Here is a 16,776-nt window from a genome sequence, read left to right as displayed (position 1 = left end):
CTCATCGTTTAATCTCGTAGCTATTTTGTATTTTACCTTCACCCTGATTTACCGGGCAAGAGAGAACCCCTTCTCTTATCTCATCAGGAAAGAAAAGGGGGCAAAAGAATCACTGCCGGCCAAACGTTTATCCTGCCGTCTTACCATGGCAGTTTTTATATTTTTTGCCGCTTCCGCATGGACACGGGTCGTTGCGGCCGATATTGACTTTTTTGCGAAAAGGCTGCCGCTTTACTTTTTCACCGTCTTCTTTCGGATTGACCGCTTGTCCTTTCGCCACTTCTTGGCGTTCCAAATTGCTGTGGATTTCCGCTTTCATAATATATTTTGCCGTTTCTTCTTCAATGGCTTCAATCATAAGCTCAAACATCTGATAACCTTCATTTTGATACTCGCGAAGCGGATCAATTTGCCCGTAAGCACGCAAATGGATGCCTTCCCTGAGCTGTTCCATAGCATCAATATGGTCAATCCATTTGGAGTCGACTGCGCGCAGAAGAATGACTTTTTCAAATTCGCGCATCTGTTCTTTCGACAGGCTTTCTTCTTTTTCATCATAGCGTTTTTGCACTTTCGAAAAAATCAGATCCACCATCTCGTCCGGCTCTTTTCCGAGCAAGTCTTCTACTGTGACGTCTCCTTCCGGAAGAAGATTGGCATTGACATAATCGACGATTCCTTGCAAATTCCATTGTTCCTCGTCTTCTGCAGTAGAAGCATGGGATTGAACGACTCTTTCAAGAACGGAGCGAATCATATTCTCAATAATAGAACGTAAATTGTCCGATTCCAATACTTCATCGCGCTGTTTATAAATGATTTCCCGTTGTTGACGCAGGACATCATCGTACTCCAACAACCGCTTTCTGGCATCGAAGTTATTGCCTTCCACACGTTTTTGTGCAGATTCGACCGCTCTCGTGACCATTTTGCTTTGAATCGGCTGGGAATCGTCCATACCAAGACGCGACATCATATTTTTTAGATTATCTGAGCCGAAACGCCTCATTAACTCATCTTCCATCGATAAATAAAACTGGGTAACCCCCGGATCGCCTTGACGACCTGAACGTCCGCGGAGCTGATTGTCGATCCGGCGAGACTCATGGCGTTCTGTCCCGATCACGGCAAGTCCGCCTAATTCGCTTACCCCTTCGCCCAGCTTAATATCGGTTCCGCGTCCGGCCATGTTCGTTGCGATGGTGACAGCCCCTTTTTCACCCGCATGGGCAATGATTTCCGCTTCACGCTGATGGTTTTTGGCGTTCAATACGTTGTGGCGGACACCTTTTTTTGTCAGCATCTTCGACAACAATTCAGATGTTTCAATGGCCACTGTCCCTACAAGCACAGGCTGCCCTGTCATATGGCGCTGATAAATATCTTCCACTACTGCGCGAAATTTTCCTTCCATCGTTGCGTAAATCAAATCAGGGCGATCTTCACGGATGACAGGCTTATTCGTAGGAATGACAATGACTCTCATATTGTATATATTTCGGAATTCTTCTTCCTCCGTTTTTGCTGTTCCTGTCATCCCTGCCAATTTCGCGTACATCCGGAAATAGTTTTGGAATGTGATCGTAGCCAACGTCATGCTTTCGTTTTGAATTTTTAATCCTTCTTTTGCCTCGATGGCTTGATGGAGCCCATCGCTGTAGCGGCGTCCTTTCATCAAACGCCCTGTAAATTGGTCGACAATGACGATTTCGCCGTCTTGAACAACGTAATCGACGTCACGATGCATGCTTACATGAGCTTTCAAAGCTTGGCTGATATGGTGGTTTAGCGTGACGTGTTTTAAATCAAACAAGTTATCGATTCCAAAGTATTTTTCCGCTTTGTTGATGCCTTCTTCTGTCAGTAGCACGGCTTTTGTTTTTTCATCGTACGTATAATCTTCATCGCGTTTTAAAGTTTTGACAAACGCATTAGCTTGGATATAAAGCTGAGTGGATTTTTCCGCTTGTCCGGAAATGATTAACGGAGTGCGGGCTTCATCGATCAAAATCGAGTCTACTTCGTCGATGACAGCGTAGTAAAGAGGGCGCTGAACTTTATCTTCTTTATACAAAACCATGTTATCTCGCAAATAATCAAATCCAAATTCGTTGTTCGTTCCGTACGTGATATCTGCTTGGTAGGCTTCTTTTTTTTCCTCTTTTGACATGCTGTTTAAGTTAAGCCCTACGGTCAGTCCAAGAAATTCATAAAGCTTGCCCATTTCCGTGGCGTCGCGGGAAGCCAAATATTCGTTTACCGTCACAACGTGAACGCCTTTTCCGGCGAGAGCATTTAAATAAACCGGCATAGTGGCGGTCAACGTTTTTCCTTCCCCTGTTTTCATTTCCGCTATATTGCCTTCGTGAAGGGCAATGCCACCCATGAGCTGCACTTTGTAAGGATATAAGCCGAGAACTCGGCGCGCTCCTTCCCGTACAACGGCAAAAGCCTCTATTAATAAGTCATCTAACGATTCTCCGTTTTGATGACGCTGTTTAAATTCTTCTGTTTTGGCACGAAGTTGATCGTCAGAGAGCTTTTCCATTTCAGAACTAAGTGCGTCAATTTGGTCAGCCATCTTTTTCAGACGTTTGACCTCTCGCTTGTTGGCATCAAACAGTTTATTTAGTAATCCCATTCATTGTACTCTCCTTTATTAGCTTTCAAAACTCTCTTCTGACTAAAATATGTGGTCAACACTTGGAAAAGAAGAAATTGAACAAAATTGTTTAGCATGTAATAGACCACTTATAAACACAGATCATTGCACTTTTTCACTATTTTATAATACCACTGTCGCTATACAGAGACAACTTTTGTAAACGGCGTCCGATATGGTGGAAATAAACCTTCTTTGTGTGAATGATGAGAACATTGCCGATGTTTTTTCCAAAAACAAAGAGCCGGACTTCCTCCGAAAGCACAATGTCTATCGACGATGTACTTTAACTTTAACAAATCGGAGCAGCCCGGCCCTATCATCAGCCTCTTATGATCAATTGTTAATTCGTTTCAATTAAACCGTATTTGCCGTCTTTTCGACGGTATACAATATTGGTTGCATTTGTTTCAGCATCTGTATAAATAAAGAAGTTATGACCAAGCAGATTCATTTGTAAAATCGCTTCCTCACTGTCCATCGGCTTTAAGCTAAATTGTTTTGTCCGGACAATAGTAATGTCGTTTTCTTCTTCAGCATTTGACTGTCCGCTTTCATTGACAGTGAAAAGCTCTTTTGTACTGCCTTGTTCTCTCAGTTTTCGATTAACTTTCGTCTTATGTTTACGAATCTGACGTTCAAGCTTGTCGACAATTAAATCGATTGCTGCATACATATCTTGATTGCGTTCTTCTGCCCTGAGCACAAGATTTGGAAGAGGAATGGTAACCTCCACCTTCGCCATTTTATCTGGATAAACTTTCAAATTTACATGGACGTTTGCATCAGGAGTTTCATTAAAATAGCGTTCTAATCTTCCGATTTTTTTTTCGGCATATTCACGGATTGCCGGCGTTACTTCAATATTTTCGCCTCGAATGTTGTAGTTCATCATGCAAACTCCTCCTTTTATGCAAGAAGCTAAAAGCTATATGTATATATTTCGTTTTCTCCCCTTTCATTCCTGCCTAATCTTCGAAAAAAACTGTGTCTATTTTTTGTCGAATAATTCACATTTATTGTTCTAATTCCTTCTACAGATTATGCAGTTCTCTTTCTTTTCGACAAGGAGTAGAACTTCACTTTCGATCATGAAAGAAGAAGCCTACCAGCAGGCAAGCTTCTTTTAATGGACTATATACGGTTTGAACGTGTTTTGAATTTCACGAAGCCAACGGACAAAAGCAGGGTACAATACATATTCCAAAATCCGTTCTTGTTCGGACAAAACGTTCTCATTTTTTAAAAAGTCTTTCATATGATCTTCCAAAATTTGAAAACTGACAACGGCCTCCAGAGCTTTTTGATCTTCTTTTAAAAACTCAGAAACGGTTAAATGGGCAAAATGAATTTCATGAAAAGCATGAATCACGTCTTTCAGTATTTTTTGAACGGAGTTGGAGTTTTGTCCTTGAAGAAAATGGGAAACAATCCAAAAAAAACCTCATCAATCGTTTCCAAAAGCTGAAGATAGTCTCGCAGCAACTGAAATTGATTTTCTGTCAAATTCACTTTTGGCAATCTTTCCACCTATTTTCTTCTATCATAAAACACGCCATCCGTCTGCAAAGACGCATACGGATTCAAGTACTTTCTCATGTTTTGCTTCTTGTTGTGAATTCCATGAATGCTTTGTTTAATCTCTGCTAGAATTCCCTTTAATGCTTGTTGAATCACATCATTCCATTTCATGATGGTTTGGCCAAGTTTCTCTTCCTCTGCAGTAAATGGCGGCTTAAGGCTTTTTAAGACCTGCTCCCGCTCATCGAGCAAATCAAGCAATCTCTTAATCCATTCATCTCGATCTGCCACTGCCGGCTTTGCTTGAACGTGGTGAAACAATTGCTGCGTAATGTGAAAACAGGTCCGCATGTCTCCCATTACACTCGACCGCCTGTCCCATACTGCTGTTTCCGTTGTTCTTGAATCGCCTGCTTCCACGTATCACGCAGTTCCGTAATGAATTCCATCACCTCATCTAAAATCTCGAGATCATTTTTCACATTTGCTTGAATGAGACGGCGATTCATATAGTCATATACAGCCATTAAATTTTTGGACAGCTCTACATCCATATTTAAAGTGACCATCAATTCACGAATGATATTTTGCGCTTTTTGAATATAAGTATTTTTCTTCTCAAAATTTTTGTCTTCGATAGCTTTCTTTGCCTGAAGCATAAATTTCAGACAGCCATTATAAAGCATTAACGTCAACTCGCCAGGCGATGCAGTAGAAACAGCGTTTTTTTCGTATGCTTGGTATGGATTATTGATTGCCATGTCCGTATCTCTCCTTTAGTAAGCTGTTAGTTTCCATCCATAGTCCGTTCTGAAATGACCGTTAAGGGACCGGAAAACCTGTTTATCAACGTGGAAATATTTTCGCCATTTTTCTTAATTAATTACCGCCGGAAAGCATTTGTGTTAAATATAAAGATTGCTGATTAGCTTGTTGAATCGCTTGTTCCATTGCAGTGAATTGATTATAATAGCGATTTTCTAAGTCATCCAAGCTGTTTTGCATATCTGTTACACGTTTATCAATATCATCCAATTGACGGCCAATCGAAAACTGCTGATTCGTCGAATACGAATTTCCGGCTTTATCCTTTAATTGACTCATTGCATTATTGACCGTATCATACAGCTGCTGAATAATGCCTCCATCCCCGCGGAAAAGATTTTCAACCGATGTCGGATCATCTTGGATCGCTTGTTTTAACTTCGCGTCGTCGATGATTAATTTTCCGCCGTCTAAAAAGTTGCTCGAAGTGGTAATGCCGATTTTGGCGATTTGGTTATAGTTTGCGGAAACGGAATCATTTTGGACCGTACTGTAAAAATTGGTGCGCATCTTGCTTAAAAGGCCCGTTAAAATCGGATCATTGCGCAAAAGACCGCTTTTTGCCTTTTCTTCCCATTGTTCCTGCTGCTTGTCCGTTAATTGCTCGCGCTGGTCATCCGTCAAAGGCGGGTAATCGCGATAACGTTCTTCCGACGTTTTCTTGCTAATCTTGTCGATCAAGTCATTATATTTATCTATAAAGTTTTTTATATTCTGATACACGGTATCACTGTCATTAGTTACGGTCACGGTGACCGGACTATCAAATGTTTGTTTAAGAGTAAAGTTGACTCCATTGACAGTAAATGTATTGGACGTGCGCTCTGTTTCTAAGCCGTTTAAAGTGAACTTCGCGTTTTTTCCTTCTTGAACGTTTACATAACTATTCCCGCTACTGTCATTTTCATTTGTTTCTAAACTAATCGCTTTGGCAAAATCTCCGGTGATTTGAAGATCCAATCCGGCGCTGTTAAAATCTCCCGTTTCCGTACGTACAACGGACATTTTCCCCGAAAAAGAATCATAGAACATGTTGACACCGACGCCGGAAGAATTCACTTTACTGATGACGGTATTCAGTGAATCGCTCCCTTGAACGAGGAAGTTTTTCTTTACTTCCCCTTTGGATGTCCAAGAATCAATAGAAAAAACGCTATATTTTTGCGTAATATCCGTTGTAATATAATCAATTTTAATGGTGCTGTCTTTTGCTATTGTTGTTCCAAAAGTCATATTCCCATTGGAATCGATATAAACTTCATTCGAATTCAGAGTATGACCAGGGTCTGTTACAACGGTAAATGTCTGCCCATTGACAACAACGTTCCAATCCCCGCTTTTGTTTAAATCAAAATTACTTTCTCCTAGTTCAAAATTGGTCCCATCTGCTGTTACAGTAATCGATTTTGTCGCCACTCCGCCCGTTTTCCAAGTTAGATTTAACGGCTGATCTTGCAGACTTTTAGTCGGATCAAAATTAGCTGCATCATTTGTAATACTATTTTTCGCCGCAATCGTTTCCGCACTGGCCAATTGTGTCACGTTGGAAATGCTGTAAGAGGTGAGTCCCGCAGCACTGGAAGCAGTCGCTGTCACTTTTGAATCGTCCGACGATGCTACTTGACGGGCACGATAATTCGTCGTCAGCTTCATTTGTGTGAGGAGACTTCTGAAATCAAGAAGGGCAGAATTCATATCACGGTAATCATCTCTCTGCCATTCGAGAATTTGTTTTTGCTGCTTTAACTTATCTAACGGCACTTTTGCCGCTGTCATCAACTGTTTCACCATGGAATCAATGTCCATGCCGCTGGCGAGTCCTGTGATTCTCGTTACCATATTTTTCACTCCCCTAAATTTTCTTATCTACTAATATACCTAAATAATTGGCCATTGCTGCATAAATATCCAACAATTTCTTTGGCGGAATTTCTTTCACCACTTCGTTCGTTTCATCGTTCACAATCTTCACATAATATTCTTTCAATTGATCATGAAACACAAATTTCAAATGCGTGTTGGATGATTTTAAAAAATGATTCATGCTCTCGACAATCTCATGAACTTGCTCTTTTGAGTGACTTAGTTGAGGGAAAGCTGGCTGTTGAGTCATCGTTGTTTGATCTTCAGCTGTCCGTTTCAGTACGTCTTGCTGCAACGTCACTGCCTGATAAATCAATTCCGAATTGGCTACTTTCTCAACCATTTTCCGAACCACTCCCCTCTGATAACTCCACATCCTATTCTTTTTATCGTCAGCGGCCGGCTTTTTTTTATCTTTCTCTCTTATAATTCATGCTTAAGGTAAATAATTTTGGACGAATTACCATGTCTGATATTTTTTAATTTAAGAGTCCCAAGATGAGAAAATGATGTACTGTTCATTAAACTCTTACCTAAAATAAGTTGTTTGCCTAAAACAATATTAGAACAAACGCATATTTTAAAGTGAGCTGTTAAGCTAAGTAAAATGAGGAGGAATGAAAATGCACCCTGATGTGACAAATGACGAAAGAATAATTGGAAGACCATTTGGGTTTGGTAGACCATTTGGGTTTGGTAGACCATTTGGGTTTGGTAGACCATTTGGGTTTGGGTTCGGAAGACCATTTTTCGGTGGATTTTTAGGAGGTTTGACTTCAGCAGCTTTACTTTCTCCTTTCTTATACGGTCCAGGCTTTGGTTATGGGTACCCCTACGGATACGGAGGATACGGAGGATTCGGTTACCCGTTTGGGGGCGGCTTTGGCTGGTAATCATAGACGATGTATAAAAAAGGCCATCGGCTTCTCGACCATTTTGAGTCGTGCGGCCTTGGCTCTTTTTATTTATGGAACCATATCTTTTAAAAGAATCACAATCATACTGGAATTTTGCCCTCTCAAAAATAAAACAGTACAAATTGAGATCTCTAAAAAAGACCTATATCCGCTGTCTAACAGCGCACAGTTTTTCTGATAATAATTCTAATTCTTGCTTGACCCGCAATATCTCTGTAAACCTGCGAGGTAAACGATGAAACCCTGCTTCCAGTCCTTTCAGTCCACCGGCAATGGAAGCAATGGTATCGCTGTCCCCGCCCCTGTTGGCCGCTTCGATCACTACTTCTTCAAACGTATGGCAATTCCAAAGCCAATGCAATACCCATATCAACGTATGGACAACATAGCCATCAGGAGGACAATCCGGCTCTTTACGAAAGCAAACAGAAGAATAGCACGTATTCATTATTTCTTCTTTCAGGGACGTTTTAAGATTTTCTCCTTTTAACAAACGAAACGCTATTCTATTATAGATCAAGCAAGCTTCTGCCGCTTCATCGGCGTAATGGGTCATTTTTGATTGCAGAAAGGTAATCTTCTCCATCATCTCTTGATCGGAATAAGCAAGCGCCACCGGGAGGCATCTCATTAAAGATCCGTTGCCGCTGCTTTTTCCTTGTTGCGCACAATGAACGTGAAACGCCGTTTGAAACCAATCCCCCTGATACTGAGAAAGAACATGGCTTATCGTTCGGCCAACTCCCCGTGGATTCCGACGATGCCATTGTGAACTACCCTCCACTTATCAACCTTACGGTTTGATTGAAGTGGGGGCTTCTCGGGTAATCCCGTCTAATGACAGAAAATTGACCGAGCTAACCCTCTCGTTCCGAAAGTTATTATTCTTTATGCTAATAAGCGTAATCCCTCATTTTTGATATTGATTGCTGAATTGTGATCGCGATCTAATACAAAGCCGCAAGAACATTTATATACACGTTCAGATAATGGCATTTCTTTTTCCTTGCCGCAACATGAACACTTCTTAGTGGAGGGAAACCACTTATCAATTTTCACAAGTTGTTTCCCCTGTTCTTTTAGCTTATACGCTAAGAAAGTAGTGAACATCCCCCAGCCGTTATCATGAACGCTTTTTCCAAAGTTGAGGGCTTGAGACATGCCTTTCATGTCTAAGTCCTCAATAATCACAGCGTCATAGTTTGTTGCTAATTCTTTTGACTTATGATGAAGAAAGTTTCTGCGCTGATTCGCTGTCTTTTCATGTAGCTTAGCCACTTTCAGGTGTTGTTTTTCCCATCTTGCAGAACCTTTCTTTCTTCGAGAAAGAATTCGTTGTGCTTTTGCTAATTTATCTAAGGCTTGCCGATAGTAACGTGGGTAATTGGCTTTCTTACCCTGTTCACTCTCGACATATAGACCATCCATAGCAAAATCCAAACCAACAACTTTCTGTATTTTAACTGGACGAATATCTTTCTCATATTCTGTCAAAATTGAAATGTAGTATTTGCCTGTCTTTGTTTTAGAAATAGTGCAAGATTTGATTTTATAATCAGCAGGTATCTCTCTATGCTGTTTCATTTTTATTGGCTTTTTGATTTTTGGCAGTTTGATATGACCATTTTCTAGCTTAATATTTCCGTTGACCATATTAGTTGTATAGGATTGTTTTGCTTTACGATTTTTGAACTTTGGAAAATCCGCATTTCCTTCAAAGAAATTCTTATAAGCAGTCTGTAAGTTCATTTGTGCATTTGCCAAAGCTAAAGAATCCACTTCTTTTAGGAATGGAAATTCACTTTTATATTTTGCAGGGGTCGGAAACTTTTGCTTTTTAAGCAATTCTTTATCATCCTTGAACTTTTCATACGTTTCTTTGCGTTCAGCTAACATCTTATTGTAGACAAAGCGAACACAACCAAATGTCTTAGCTAATAATGCGGATTGTTCTTTGTTTGGTAACAAACGAAACTTGAAAGCTTTGTTTTGCTTGGCCATATCAATTCACCTCACTTTGTGCGGAAAAATTTCGTATATATTGATTATACCGTAAAAAATCCGTACAATCAATATGAGGTGATAATCATGAGAGAAGAGAAAGAACGTGTAGAAATTCGTATGCCTAAGACGATATTAGAAAAATTGGAGCAATATCAAAAAGAAAATGGGATTCCAACTAGAACAGCCGCAATCTTAGAATTGTTGAGAAAGGGATTGGAAAAATAACTTTGGCTAAAGCCAACCGAAATTCATCTCCCACCTACTCATTGGTGCTATTCGCACCTTCACATTCCTAGAGGATGGGAGACTTCTTTCGGAAAGACGTTAAAAACTCCTCTCCAATAGCCGGAATCGGGTTTTCCGGACTTTGGGTGATTCCGTTGGCAACGGCGATCATCATGTCCGTATCATCCGTTACCTCCCCCGGATCTAGTGCCAGCCAGCCGCCTCCGATAATCGTTTTGATTTTCCCGTACTTTTCTTGAATTTCTTCTTTATTCATACATTCGGTAGTCGCTCCGAGCGCATCGCCAACTGCCGCTCCAAACAATCCTCCTCGAATTTGGTCAAGCACTGTTAATCCCCCCCATGCAACATGCCGTCTATCCAATAAAATTCCCTTTATTTTTAAGTAGGTAAAACGCCTATTTCTTTTGTTTGCAAGATAATCGCCCAGCATTTCTATCCGCATTTGCATATGATTGATTGAGCTTACAAAATTATAACAAAATTCTAAGGAGGAAAAGGTATGTCTTTTATCAACAATGAAATGAATGGTTACTTGGCCGAAAATCTTTATGAGGAAGAACGAGTAGATCCCTATGGCGGCTATCCCGGAGTAGGGTCTCCTTATGGTCATGGATACGGACACGGCGGATATTATCCTGGACATGGTCACTATGGACATTACGGATTTCATCATGGATATGGACATCATTACCCTTATCATCATTATCATCCGCACCATCATTACGGAGGCGGATGGTACGGCGGACATGGCGGATATGGTGGACATGGCGGATACGGAGGACATGGCGGAGGCGGATGGTAGCAGTAGAATGAAAGATTTCAACCAAAACGTTTCAACCGTCGTTTAATAATTGGATGGCATCCATTTTGCGCGATCAGGTTATCGAGTAATCCTCGAAAGCCTGATCCGCTATCTTACTCCTTTTATTAAGAGAAACAAGGTTAAAAACGGATCGAGAGACTATCTTTTGCTTCAAAACAAGTGATAACGGCAATCCAAATTTGCCTATGAACCGTCTACTTTTAAATGTGAATCATTACATATATCTACCCAGAATACTGTGAAGATGCTCCCATTCATTTCGGTTTACTCAGAGAAACGGTTGGTTTTGTTTTAAGTTAAAGAGTCTTTTGAAGAAAAACAAATTCGTTTCTGCGTCAAAACACTCGGGTTTATAGCCAATAAATGTATTTCCGTTTTTGCAAAGGTCGCTGCCAGCGCAAATCTGCATTTGCTCCTCCTGGAAAACCAGAAAAGCATAAAAGAAAAATACACTATTTTGATTTATTCGTTTTTCGGCGGGGTAATGATGGAAAATAGATCGGCAAGGCCTTGCGAAGCTTTGGCGTTTTCCGCTTGAATTTCCAAATAGACTTCTTTTCTGTGGATATCGACATGTTTCGGCGCTTGGATTCCGATTTTCACTTGATCTCCTTTGACGGCCAAGACCGTGATTTCTATATCATCACCAATTTGGATCGTCTCGCCCTTTTTTCTTGTCAGTACCAGCATCTTGATTCAACCTCTCTGGAGCGCAAATAGGGGGGTTCGCACATTGTATTTTCCGTCATTTAAAATGACTTGTTTTCCCTTTCGGTTCGTCTTATTCAAAACAAGAGGAGCTTGAAGATTAGCCGTCGTGTTTTGAAACGGCTCTTTCACCGTTAAAATGACCAGCACCAGGACTTCTTCTTTCTTTTTGAGATCCAATTGATCCAACGTCAAATCATCAAGTGCAAATTGATAATTGCTAAAAAAGACAAATGGATCGGAAACTACAAACGCTAGCTCAGGCGTTTGAACCGATTGAAGAATCCAATATACTTCATTGTCTGGAAGCGGCAGCAAGACGAATTCCTTTTCCTCCAAAAAGCCCGGAATTCCTTTGTCAAATCGCCAAATATCGGCTTTTTGCACTTCCATTTTGCCATGATACTTCGTTTCAATAATCATTGCCCTCTTCCTTTATACTAAATTTCTTGTTCATAGTGGATTCCTTTGTATTTTAAATGGACAAAATCAATTTTCAGCGCCGGATACCGGGCCATCTGGACGGAAACATTTCCAGGTCGATAATCTATGATCGGTTTTTGCGCTTTTGTATGATTTTCTGCCTTATGCAAATCCCAATCGATTTTTAATCGATCAGGTTCATAATGAAGTTTTACACTGAAATAAGGCGGAATAAAACCGATGTTAAATTGGTGCTCAGGGGGCTCACTGTTGCGCTTCGCTTGTTCGGCCAGCGGATTGCCTTTATGTTCAATTTCCATCAGTTCACGTCCATCTTCCGCACGTCTTGCAATCCCTTCAAGCCAATCTTGGTACCCGCTTTCGGCAGCTTCCTCAATTCGTTTTGAAATGGGCTTCAAATCCATCGATTCCCATGCCTTCGTTTGATCAATGGTTAAACCACCTCTTATCCGTTCAATGTGAAGTTCAGCTTTCGCCTGCTTCAGATCCAGCTGGGAAGGAGGCTGTTCAATGGTTTGTTTAGGAGGAGTCGTGGCAATTGCAATTTGTGCTTTTTGCGACTGAATTCGAATTTGCGGAAATTCCACTTCATTTCACCTCGTGATGAACCCGTTAGGCTTTTTCAAAGGGGTGATCCTCTCGCCGTTCTTCCTGCCTCTTGTAAAAAGAAGAACCGGATTAGCAAATTAAACGCTTCGCAAATCTATATCCAAGCATCTTATGGATGATAGTTGATAAATTCTTTACAAAAAAGGTCCAACTCGAACAGGAGTCAGACCCAACACCCAGCCGTTTACGTCAAAAAGTCCATTAAAGTCGGCTGAAGAACTCTAGCACCTACAGCTAATGCCGCGCGGTGAACGCTTTCCTGAGCCGTTAAATCCGTAATGGCTTTCTCGTAGTCCACATCCTCATTGTCTGAAAGAACTTTTGTGGCAATGACCTCTTGGTTATCTACACGCGATTCCATCATTTCGAGTCGGTTTTGCCGAGCCCCGAGGTCCGCACGGGCATTATTGATCGCATCAATATGTTGGTCGATTTGATCCAAATAACTAGCAGGGTTCTTTCCTTGATCCAAATCATCAGTAAGCGCCTTTAAATCCGAAAACAACTGTTCCCCAAATACTTTTTCTCCCGGTACGTTTACCGGCAAATAAATCCCTTTCGAAAGTTCGATTTCAACCGGCTCGGTCGGCTGGGACTCACTCGGATAATTTCCATTCTGCAGATCTACCGGCTTTTTGGTCGTATTCGCCCCGTTAAACAAATATTTATCTCCAAATTTCGTATTTGCAACCTCCGCCAAATGGTCGCGAAGTTGTTTAATTTCCGCTGAAATGGCCTGTCTTTGAGAAGCATCATACGTATCATTGCTGGCTTCAACTACAAGTTCGCGGATTCTTTGCAAGGCTTGTCCCGCATTGTCTAAAGCCGCATCCGAGTTTTCTATCCAATTGTACGCTTCGGAAAAATTCCGTTTATATTGCTGCACTTCTGAAAGGTCCGCGCGATAAGAAATCCCTTTCATGACCACCACCGGGTCATCGGACGGACGATTGACCTTTTTACCTGTGGAAATTTGATCCTGATATTTCGACAGCCGCTCATAGCTGGAGCTTAGATTGCGAAGCATATTATTGGAAAGCATAGACTGAGTTACACGCATATTTTTTCACCTTCCCTACCGTCCTACAACGCCCATTCCGTTGATGACTTTATCAAGCATTTCATCCATAACCGTAATATTGCGGGCAGCAGCATTATAGGCATGCTGAAATTTTATGAGATTCGTCATTTCTTCATCCAATGACACGGAGCTGACAGACTGTCTTCTTTCATCGGCTGACTGAACCAGCGAATTGCTGTTATTGGATAGCCGCTGCGCCTGTTGAGAGGCGACGCCAAGACCGCCAATGATTCCTTCATAATAGGAGTTAATCGTACTTGTCGTTATAGGAACATCAATGTCTCCTGGGTCTTTCCCAACCGATAAAATTACCGGAGTGCCGTCGCTATTTTTAACCCCTTCAAGCGTAATATCTTTAGAGAGATCCATCGAAAAAATATTCCCCAAATTAATCGCATTTTTCCCATCTCCTGGCAACCCGTTAGAAGAAGCGGCAATATCTTTTGTTTGAAGATCACTATTTAATTGAATATTGCTTGCCGCATTTTCAATGGTACTTAAATTGGTAAAAAAGTCTTTGCTAGCTGGATTTCCTTCCAAATCAAAACCAAGTTTCTGCACTGTATTGAATAACGTTCCAAATGTATAGGCGAGCTGATCTAATTTATCCTGCATTTCCGGATAAATGCCGGCTACTATAGGATTTCCATCCGCATCAGTTGATGTTAGATAGCCATATGATTCCATTAATCCCCGCAGCTTGCCTTGTGAAAAATTAACATTTCCGCTTGTGTAGAAATCAATGGAGGCCACTTCATTCCCGACAACAGGATCGCTTTCTGTTTGCGACGGGTCATTTGGTGTTGTATAAACCTCAATATTTTTAATCGGGCCCGACACTACGCTCGTATATTTCCCGTCTTCGGTTGAAAATCCCAGCTGATTGAATTGACTGCCATCAACAAGCGTTGCAATTGAGTTTCCATTCGCATCCAAAAGCGTAATTTTATACTGTCCTTCGGCAATATCCAGAGCATTGCCTCCGGACGGCATTTTTTCCACTTTTACGTTTAAATAGCTTGACAGTTGATCGACAAGACGGTCACGCTCATCATACAAGTCGTTCGGCAAATAGCCGTTTGGTTCCACTTCTCCGATCTGTTGGTTCAGTTCGGCAATTTGCTTCAAGATCGAATTGACATCTTTAATGCCGACGCTGATTTGGTTGCCTAAGTCTCCTTGAATGTCGCTTATGGAGTTGGATAAATAATGAAACGTATCGACAACTCCTTGTGCCCGTTGAAGGACGACAGAACGTGCTCCTTCGTTTTCCGGATTGACGCTCAAATCTTGCAAAGATTGCCAAAACTCATTCATCACAGCCGACAAACCATCCGTATCGCTTGGCTCGGCAAACACGTCTTCCAACCGGCTCAAAGCTGTCGATCGTGAATCCCAATATCCCAGTTTGTTATTTTCGTTGCGGTATTGTACATCTAAAAACTGTTCGCGAACGCGTTCAATGGAACCAGCCTCTACTCCTGTCCCCATTTGCCCCGGAATTTGAGGTCTGTTCATTGAAGCAGCCGGGTAAGGCTCTGTTTGAACAAAATTGACGCGCTGGCGGGAATAGCCCGGGGTATTGGCATTGGCGATATTTTGGCTCGTTGTATATAAAGCTGTCTGTTGAGCCATCATCCCCCGCTTGGCGACTTCTAAACCATGAAAAGTGGAAGTCATAAAATATTCCTCCGTTTCTTTCATCCTTGCTTCCATTAAGCTTTTGAATCGAAAAGAGAGCGCCCTTGCCTATCTTTTATTTTTTGATTAGGATGGGAATACGTTGCATCCTTTGGCTGAGGATGAAGCAAGTTTAAACTGAATGTGATAAATTGAAGCGATTGATAGATTAATTGCTGGTTCAATTTATTTTGTTGTTTTAACAATTCCACGATGTCCATAAGCTTTTCTCGAAGATATACCAGCTTTTCTTTCTCTTCATCCACGGCTTTCTCTATGCAGTCAGAAATGGTTGCATTCTCCCGTCCCAGCCAGTTTGCCACCTCTTTTTTCCGTTCTTTTTCCATTGTCCGTATGGCGGCAATATATTTCTGTTCCTTGGCAAGCAGATTGTTTAGCCCGTCTACATCGTTCTCTTTTACAATCTTTTCTTTTTCCTGCTCCAATTCATACAGGATCTCATGAAGGGCACACAATTTTTCCATTATCGTGATAACTTGAGCAGCAGACATTTTCATCCCATCTTTCTATCTGCGGTAAAAACGAAGTATACCTTTGGCAATCTCTTCCGGATGAGGCTTATACTCGCCGCTTTCAATCTTTTGCTTAAGCTCATTTACTTTTTTTTGCCGATCTGCTGTCAGCTGGGAGGCTTCCTGCATTTCTTTAGCTGCAGCGGAAATTTCGACTTTATCCTTCTGGGTATGTTCCGGTTGCTTGGACTCATCAAACTTGTTCATAGCCTTTTTATAAAGATTCACGCCGGATAAGCCGATAGGTTGGATCTTCATCCCATATCCCTCTTTTCTTTTCCGTTGTTCCTATGTTCATTATATCGGTTTGATTAAGAAAAAGTTTAGCAACCGTTCATAGTTCCTTTTTCCTTTTTTCCATTATCTTTTTATCCAAAGGATCCTTTTCTTTTCCGCCCTCTAAACAGACCCTTGAATGTTTTCCATACCCGTTATTTCGTATCGTCCTTCAAAGAGTAGTACGTAATATTTCTTTCCTTTTTTCTTTCCTGTTCTTTTTCAAACGTCTCTAAATCGTGGCGCAATTGATCGGCACAATCGGAACATAATTTTCCTTTTGTAATAATTTTCCCGCAATTGTCGCACGGATATCCCATGTTTGGAAAAACAGCCGGCTGCAGCCTTCCCTTCCTCACCCATTTATAAATCAATTCTTCGTCCACTCCCGTCGCTTCCACTACCCTCGAGATGGTGGCGGCCCGATTTTCTCTTTTTCTCAGAAATTTATATACTTTGTCATAAAGATTTTCCTCTTCTTTATAGCAATTTTCACAAACGTCGCGAAAACTTGTTTTCATAAACAGCGACCCGCAGCGGGGGCAGTTTGAAATCTCTTCCATTATTTCTTTCCTCCCGTT

At 41.3% G+C, this 16,776-nt stretch carries 20 protein-coding genes and 1 pseudogene; 3 read left to right on the top strand and 18 right to left on the bottom strand.

From position 1 onward, the window contains the following. Positions 1-127: 127 nt before the first annotated feature. From secA to flaG, 7 genes are all read right to left on the bottom strand, one after another. A complete protein-coding gene (secA, locus tag N1I86_RS16465; protein ID WP_327798012.1) occupies positions 128-2,641 on the bottom strand; it encodes a preprotein translocase subunit SecA in 2,514 nt (837 codons plus the stop codon). Between the two features lie 364 nt (positions 2,642-3,005). Continuing rightward, the gene (hpf, locus tag N1I86_RS16460; RefSeq protein ID WP_040341426.1) at positions 3,006-3,557 is read right to left on the bottom strand and encodes a ribosome hibernation-promoting factor, HPF/YfiA family; all 552 of its coding nucleotides are present in this window, start codon (positions 3,555-3,557) and stop codon (positions 3,006-3,008) included. Between the two features lie 231 nt (positions 3,558-3,788). After that, positions 3,789-4,034: a hypothetical protein gene (locus N1I86_RS16455; RefSeq protein WP_004439713.1), complete on the bottom strand. Its 246-nt coding sequence runs from the start codon at positions 4,032-4,034 to the stop codon at positions 3,789-3,791. 158 nt (positions 4,035-4,192) lie between these two features. Beyond that, the gene (locus tag N1I86_RS16450; protein WP_270583269.1) at positions 4,193-4,543 is read right to left on the bottom strand and encodes a hypothetical protein; all 351 of its coding nucleotides are present in this window, start codon (positions 4,541-4,543) and stop codon (positions 4,193-4,195) included. Next, on the bottom strand, positions 4,543-4,944 hold the full coding sequence (gene fliS / locus N1I86_RS16445) for a flagellar export chaperone FliS (RefSeq protein WP_341097519.1): 402 nt from the start codon (positions 4,942-4,944) through the stop codon (positions 4,543-4,545). The genes N1I86_RS16450 and fliS overlap by 1 nt, the downstream gene beginning before the upstream one ends. Before the next feature lie 118 nt (positions 4,945-5,062). Beyond that, the gene (gene fliD / locus N1I86_RS16440) at positions 5,063-6,847 is read right to left on the bottom strand and encodes a flagellar filament capping protein FliD (protein ID WP_341097516.1); all 1,785 of its coding nucleotides are present in this window, start codon (positions 6,845-6,847) and stop codon (positions 5,063-5,065) included. 13 nt (positions 6,848-6,860) lie between these two features. Further along, positions 6,861-7,214 carry a flagellar protein FlaG gene (flaG, locus tag N1I86_RS16435; RefSeq protein ID WP_004439705.1) on the bottom strand — a complete coding sequence of 118 codons (354 nt, stop codon included), beginning with the start codon at positions 7,212-7,214 and terminating at the stop codon, positions 6,861-6,863. Between the two features lie 316 nt (positions 7,215-7,530). Between flaG and N1I86_RS16815 the strand changes: the two are divergent. Further along, positions 7,531-7,764: pseudogene (locus N1I86_RS16815) on the top strand (hypothetical protein); the annotation flags it as partial. A gap of 166 nt (positions 7,765-7,930) precedes the next feature. Here N1I86_RS16815 and N1I86_RS16430 read toward each other — a convergent pair. After that, the gene (locus tag N1I86_RS16430) at positions 7,931-8,572 is read right to left on the bottom strand and encodes an ADP-ribosylglycohydrolase family protein (protein WP_341097513.1); all 642 of its coding nucleotides are present in this window, start codon (positions 8,570-8,572) and stop codon (positions 7,931-7,933) included. 104 nt (positions 8,573-8,676) lie between these two features. Next, a complete protein-coding gene (locus tag N1I86_RS16425; protein ID WP_003353982.1) occupies positions 8,677-9,789 on the bottom strand; it encodes an RNA-guided endonuclease TnpB family protein in 1,113 nt (370 codons plus the stop codon). Between the two features lie 87 nt (positions 9,790-9,876). Between N1I86_RS16425 and N1I86_RS16420 the strand changes: the two genes are divergently transcribed. Then, positions 9,877-10,017 carry a ribbon-helix-helix protein, CopG family gene (locus N1I86_RS16420; RefSeq protein WP_003352379.1) on the top strand — a complete coding sequence of 47 codons (141 nt, stop codon included), beginning with the start codon at positions 9,877-9,879 and terminating at the stop codon, positions 10,015-10,017. A 67-nt stretch (positions 10,018-10,084) separates the two neighbouring features. On the opposite strand, the gene N1I86_RS16415 is transcribed toward N1I86_RS16420, so the two are convergent. Then, positions 10,085-10,366, bottom strand: coding sequence for an ADP-ribosylglycohydrolase family protein (locus N1I86_RS16415; RefSeq protein ID WP_341097511.1), 282 nt, complete (start codon positions 10,364-10,366; stop codon positions 10,085-10,087). Between the two features lie 174 nt (positions 10,367-10,540). Here N1I86_RS16415 and N1I86_RS16410 point away from each other — a divergent pair, with 174 nt between their 5' ends. Further along, on the top strand, positions 10,541-10,843 hold the full coding sequence (locus tag N1I86_RS16410) for a hypothetical protein (protein WP_004439699.1): 303 nt from the start codon (positions 10,541-10,543) through the stop codon (positions 10,841-10,843). Between the two features lie 483 nt (positions 10,844-11,326). Here the strand turns inward: N1I86_RS16410 and csrA are convergent, their stop codons facing one another. The 8 genes from csrA to N1I86_RS16370 all read right to left on the bottom strand — a co-directional run bounded on the left by csrA (position 11,327) and on the right by N1I86_RS16370 (position 16,758). Then, a complete protein-coding gene (gene csrA, locus N1I86_RS16405) occupies positions 11,327-11,554 on the bottom strand; it encodes a carbon storage regulator CsrA (protein WP_004439695.1) in 228 nt (75 codons plus the stop codon). A gap of 6 nt (positions 11,555-11,560) precedes the next feature. Continuing rightward, positions 11,561-11,995, bottom strand: a complete 435-nt coding sequence (fliW, locus tag N1I86_RS16400) for a flagellar assembly protein FliW (RefSeq protein WP_004439692.1) — start codon at positions 11,993-11,995, stop codon at positions 11,561-11,563. A gap of 17 nt (positions 11,996-12,012) precedes the next feature. After that, positions 12,013-12,603 (bottom strand): DUF6470 family protein, encoded by a 591-nt coding sequence (locus tag N1I86_RS16395; RefSeq protein ID WP_341097509.1) that lies wholly within the window; start codon positions 12,601-12,603, stop codon positions 12,013-12,015. A gap of 206 nt (positions 12,604-12,809) precedes the next feature. Continuing rightward, complete coding sequence (flgL, locus tag N1I86_RS16390; protein WP_048622559.1) at positions 12,810-13,685, bottom strand: flagellar hook-associated protein FlgL; 876 nt, start codon at positions 13,683-13,685, stop codon at positions 12,810-12,812. Positions 13,686-13,700: 15 nt separating this feature from the next. Continuing rightward, on the bottom strand, positions 13,701-15,386 hold the full coding sequence (gene flgK, locus N1I86_RS16385; protein ID WP_341097544.1) for a flagellar hook-associated protein FlgK: 1,686 nt from the start codon (positions 15,384-15,386) through the stop codon (positions 13,701-13,703). Positions 15,387-15,421: 35 nt separating this feature from the next. Beyond that, positions 15,422-15,898, bottom strand: a complete 477-nt coding sequence (locus tag N1I86_RS16380) for a flagellar protein FlgN (RefSeq protein WP_004439684.1) — start codon at positions 15,896-15,898, stop codon at positions 15,422-15,424. 15 nt (positions 15,899-15,913) lie between these two features. After that, a complete protein-coding gene (flgM, locus tag N1I86_RS16375; protein ID WP_004439681.1) occupies positions 15,914-16,177 on the bottom strand; it encodes a flagellar biosynthesis anti-sigma factor FlgM in 264 nt (87 codons plus the stop codon). Positions 16,178-16,350: 173 nt separating this feature from the next. Next, positions 16,351-16,758: a TIGR03826 family flagellar region protein gene (locus N1I86_RS16370; RefSeq protein WP_004439679.1), complete on the bottom strand. Its 408-nt coding sequence runs from the start codon at positions 16,756-16,758 to the stop codon at positions 16,351-16,353. Between the last annotated feature and the right edge of the window lie 18 nt (positions 16,759-16,776).

The sequence above is a fragment of the Bacillus sp. FSL W8-0116 genome, assembly GCF_038003825.1.
Lineage (GTDB): Bacteria > Bacillota > Bacilli > Bacillales > DSM-4216 > Bacillus_O > Bacillus_O smithii.
Note: the sequence above shows the minus strand (reverse complement) of the source record. Positions and strands in the feature narration are given on the sequence as shown.